The 4,364-nt window shown below is 74.3% G+C and carries 5 protein-coding genes; 2 read left to right on the top strand and 3 right to left on the bottom strand.

Going from position 1 to position 4,364, the window contains the following annotated elements; all coding sequences use genetic code 11:
• Positions 1–21: 21 nt before the first annotated feature.
• A complete protein-coding gene (gene zupT, locus J1M39_RS11485; RefSeq protein WP_206496813.1) occupies positions 22–810 on the top strand; it encodes a zinc transporter ZupT in 789 nt (262 codons plus the stop codon).
• Positions 811–823: 13 nt separating this feature from the next.
• Here zupT and J1M39_RS11480 read toward each other — a convergent pair whose 3' ends face one another.
• Together J1M39_RS11480 and tpx are read right to left on the bottom strand one after the other, a co-directional pair.
• Positions 824–2,005, bottom strand: coding sequence for a S1C family serine protease (locus tag J1M39_RS11480; protein ID WP_036316452.1), 1,182 nt, complete (start codon positions 2,003–2,005; stop codon positions 824–826).
• A 2-nt stretch (positions 2,006–2,007) separates the two neighbouring features.
• Entirely contained in the window at positions 2,008–2,508 is a 501-nt protein-coding gene (gene tpx / locus J1M39_RS11475; RefSeq protein WP_036316450.1) for a thiol peroxidase, read from the bottom strand.
• Positions 2,509–2,589: 81 nt separating this feature from the next.
• Between tpx and J1M39_RS11470 the strand changes: the two genes are divergently transcribed.
• The gene (locus tag J1M39_RS11470) at positions 2,590–3,492 is read left to right on the top strand and encodes a patatin-like phospholipase family protein (protein WP_010080530.1); all 903 of its coding nucleotides are present in this window, start codon (positions 2,590–2,592) and stop codon (positions 3,490–3,492) included.
• A gap of 24 nt (positions 3,493–3,516) precedes the next feature.
• On the opposite strand, the gene J1M39_RS11465 is transcribed toward J1M39_RS11470, so the two are convergent.
• Positions 3,517–4,056 (bottom strand): PACE efflux transporter, encoded by a 540-nt coding sequence (locus tag J1M39_RS11465; protein ID WP_036316449.1) that lies wholly within the window; start codon positions 4,054–4,056, stop codon positions 3,517–3,519.
• Between the last annotated feature and the right edge of the window lie 308 nt (positions 4,057–4,364).

Here is a 4,364-nt window from a genome sequence, read left to right as displayed (position 1 = left end):
CCCGTCAGGAGGCCCTCCCCCGTGGACCCGTTCTGGACCGCGCTCGCTCTCACGACGTTCGCCGGGCTGGCCACGGTGCTGGGCGGCGTCCTGGCGATCGTCGGACGCGAGCCCTCGGGCCGCGGGCTGGGGGCCGCCCTCGGCCTCTCCGCGGGCGTCATGCTCGCGGTCTCCTTCCTGGAGATGCTGCCGGCCGCCGTCGAGGGGCTGGGCGGGGCGGTCGGCCCCGCGGCGACCGCCGTCGCGGTGGCCGCCCTGGCCCTCGGCGCAGGCTCCTACGTGCTGCTCGAGCGCGCCGTCCCCGACCCCGTCTCGGAGATGCCGGGCGACGTCGACGACCCGGCCGGCCTGGACCGGCGGAGGATGCTGCGCCTGGGCACGGTGACGGCCCTGGCGATCGGCCTGCACAATCTGCCGGAGGGCTTCGTCACCTTCGCCGGCACCCTGCAGGATCCGTCGGTGGGCCTCGCGCTGGCCGTCGCGATGGCCGTGCACAACGTGCCCGAGGGCGTGGCCGTGGCCGTGCCCGTGCGGCAGGCCACCGGGTCGCGGTGCAAGGCCTTCGCGTGGGCCGCGTTCACGGGGATCGCGGAGCCGCTGGGCGCGCTGATCGGCTGGCTGCTGCTGGCCCCGTTCCTCACGCCCGCGCTCGTGGCCGCCGTCTTCGCGGCCGTGGCGGGCGTGATGGTGACCGTGAGCCTCGACGCGCTGCTGCCCGCCGCCCGGGCGGCCGGGGGCCGTGGCGCAGCGCTGGGCGGCGTGTTGCTGGGCGTGGCCGCGATGGCCCTCTCGCTGGACCTGCTCGCCTGAGCGCGGGCGCCGGTCAGTTCACGAGGGCCGGCTGCAGGACCGCCTCGGCCTCGCGCACCTCGCCGCTGGCGGTGCGCCACTGGACGGTGATCCGGTCCCCCACGTTGTGGTCGTTGACCAGGCGGGACATCCGGAAGGCGTCGTCGCCGACGGGCCGCCCCTCGATCTCGAGGATCACATCGCCCTCGACCAGGCCGATCTGCTCGGCCGCCGAGCCCGCGTCCACCTGCATGACCACGACGCCGACGTCGGGATCCGCGCCGACCATGATGCCCAGGGCGCCGTCCGCGCCGATGCTCACGGTGTCCGTCTCCTCACCCGAGAGGACCTGGTCCACCACGTCGAAGGCCACGTCCAGCGGGATCGCGAAGCCGTCCACCTCCTCTGCGGTGGTCCCATCGCTGGCCGCCACGGTCACGCCGACCACCTGGCCGGCGTCGTCCACCACCGGGCCGCCGGAGTAGCCGGGCACGACGTCCGCGTCCGTCTGGATCAGGCCGGACAGGCGCGCGTACTGATCGGTGCCCTCGGCCGCGGCCATGATCGAGCGGTCCGTGCCGAGCACGGTGCCGCGCACGGCCGTCAGGTGGCCCTGGCCCCCGCCGTTGCCGACGGCGGCCACCGTCTCCCCGCGACGCACAGGGTCCAGCGAGACGCTGGCCACCGGCAGGTCTGAGACGCCTTCGACGTCGAGCACCGCGATGTCGTGCTCGGCATCGCGCCCGAGCACCGTGGCCGTGTGCCGCGCGCCGGTGTCCGCGACCACCACGTGCACCTCCGAGGAGTCCTCGACCACGTGGTAGTTGGTCACCGCCAGTCCGTCCGGGGAGAGCACCATGCCCGTCCCCGTGCCGGTGCGGGCGCCGAGGGCGGTCTCCACGAGGAGGATGCCCGGGGCGTCCGCGACCGGCTGGCCCGGATCCAGGGACGATCCGTCGTGGGCCGACGCGGACCAGTCCACCGCCACGCCGTCGTGGACGTGCGTCAGGCCCGCCGCGAGCTCGCCCGCCTCCCGGGCGGGGGCCTCGGCGGCGGGCACGGTCGGGGCGGAGTCCGCGGCGACGTCGACCATCCGGCCGGCGAGGAGCGCGGTGAGGCCCCCGGCCAGGACCAGCGCGCCGAGCACGCCGAACAGCGCGATGACGAACGCCAGGGGCGCGCGTCGTGCGCGCGGCGGCCAGCCCGGCGGCGTCACGCTCAGCCCCGGGCGGCCGCCAGGGCGGCCTCGTAGTCCGGCTCCTCGGAGATCTCGGGGACGAGCTGGGCGTGACGGACCACGCCGTCGGCATCGACCACGACGACGGCGCGGGCCAGCAGGCCCTCGAGCGGACCGTCGGTCATGCGCACGCCGTAGTCGTCGCCGAAGGACGAGCGGAACACGGAGCCGCTGCGGACGTGGTCGATGCCCTCGACCGAGCAGAAGCGTGCGGCGGCGAACGGCAGGTCCGCGGACACGGCCACGACGGTGGTGTCCTCGAGGTCCGCGACGCGGGAGTCGAACTCGCGGACGGAGGCGGCGCACACGCCCGTGTCCAGGGACGGGAAGATGTTCAGGATCACGCGGCGGCCGCGCAGCTCCCGCAGGGTCACCGGGGACAGGTCCGCCCCGGTGAGGGTGAAGTCGGGGGCGGGGGCACCCACCGGGGGCAGCTCACCGACGGTGTGGACGGGGGTGCTCTTCATGTGGGTCGTCGCCATGGGGACAGCCTAGGATGGGCGCGGCCGGACGGGAGCACTCCGCGCCCGGCTCGGCGGACGGCGAACACGGAGGTACCGACCATGACCGAGCCCATGACGTCCAACGTCACCGACACGGCGCTGCTGTTCGAGGGCGGGGGGATGCGCGCCGCGCTCACCTCGGCCGTGGTGGCGGAGCTGCTGCGCGAGCGGATCCACGTGGACTTCGTGGCCGGCATCTCGGCGGGCTCGTCCAACGCCGTGAACTACCTGTCCCGCGACCCGGCCCGCGCGCGGCGCTCGTTCGTGGACTTCGCCGACGATCCTCGGTTCGGCAACTGGCTGAGCTTCGTGCGCGGCAAGGGCCTGTTCAACGCCGAGTACATCTACGAGCACGCCGGCCTGCCCGAGGCGGACCTGCCCTACGACTTCGCCACGTTCCGCGCGAACCCCGCCCGGCTCGTGCTGGGCGGGTTCGACGCCGCGAGCGGCGAGACCCGCTGGTGGGACCGCTCCGACATGACCACCCTGACCGATCTGATGGTCCGCGTCCGCGCGTCGTCCACGATGCCGGTCCTCATGCCCCCGGTGCACGCCGAGGGCACCGTGTTCGTGGACGGCGCCCTCGGCGTGGACGGCGGGATCCCGCTGACCGCGGCGGAGGACGCGGGGTTCGAGAAGGTCCTCGTGGTCCTGACCCGGGAGCGCGGGTACGTGAAGCGGCCCGAGCGGTTCCCCTCGTTCTACCAGCGCACCTTCCGGCGCTACCCCGCCGTCGCGGACGCCCTGCTCACGCGCTGGCGCCGGTACAACGCGACCCGCGAGCGCCTGTTCGAGATGGAGCGGCAGGGACGGGCCTATCTGTTCGTGCCCGCGACCATGCCCATCTCCAACGGCGAGCGGTCCGTGGCCAAGCTGGCCGCCGCCCACGAGCTCGGCCTGGACCAGGTGCGCCGCGAGATGCCGGCGATCCGCGCGTTCCTGGGGCTGCCGGCGTCCCGCTGAGCCGCGCCTGCTCCGAGCGGTGGGTCAGGCCTCGGCGCGGGCGGCCGAGTCCGGCAGGCCGAACACCGAGTCGAACGCGTAGGCGTACACCGCGGCGTAGACGAGGAAGAACACGAGCAGGCCGGCCTCGATGAGGAACGCCTCCCCCAGCCCGATGCCGAGGATCAGCGCCACCGCGGGCACGAGGAACACGATCAGCCCGCCCTCGAAGCCGACGGCGTGGGCCACGCGCACCCACCAGGGTCGGCCCGTGATCCCGAGGCGGCGTTCGAGGGTCTCGAACACCGAGTTGAACACGATGTTCCACAGCAGGGCCACGGTCGAGGACACCACCGCCACGGCGAGCGAGGGCCCGCCGCCGTTGCCGAGCGCCGCCAGGATCCCGGTGGTGAAGAGGATGGCGAGCAGCTCGAAGACCACCGCGTAGACCACGCGGCGCAGCAGGGGCGTCTGGAACACGCGGCGGCGGACGAGCGCGTCCCGGCCTCCCGGGCCACGCGGCACGTCGGAGGGCGGCGCCGACGCGGGGTCGACGCCCGGGCGGGCGCGGTGGGTCTCGGACACGGCGCCCAGCCTAGGGCCGGGTCCGCGGGGCGCCGAATCCGGCGGAGCCCGCCGCCCGCCGTCGTCGCGCCTCGATGACGGGGCGGCGCGCCTTCACCGCGCCCCGGCCGCCTGCCTAGATGTTGTGGGTCATGAGGTTCTTGCCACGAGGCGCCGGCTGAGATGAGACGAGTGGGCCCCGCCCCGCAGGATGGAAGTTCCTCAACAACCCACCTGCCCGAAAAGACCCACTCATGACTCACGCTAACGCACCCCTGACCCCCACTGGCCGTCTCAGGATGGTCCACCGCCACCTGCACGACGGGATC

Origin of the sequence: Micrococcus sp. KRD077 (assembly GCF_017168505.1) — a bacterium.
Taxonomy (GTDB): domain Bacteria; phylum Actinomycetota; class Actinomycetes; order Actinomycetales; family Micrococcaceae; genus Micrococcus; species Micrococcus luteus.
This window is presented reverse-complemented; position numbering and strand designations above follow the sequence as displayed.

What these genes read in the sequence shown, in the direction of transcription:
- tpx (WP_036316450.1), bottom strand. Translation starts at nt 2,508, where the DNA reads ATGGCGACGACCCACATGAAGAGCACCCCCGTCCACACCGTCGGTGAG.
- J1M39_RS11470 (WP_010080530.1), top strand. Translation starts at nt 2,590, where the DNA reads ATGACCGAGCCCATGACGTCCAACGTCACCGACACGGCGCTGCTGTTC.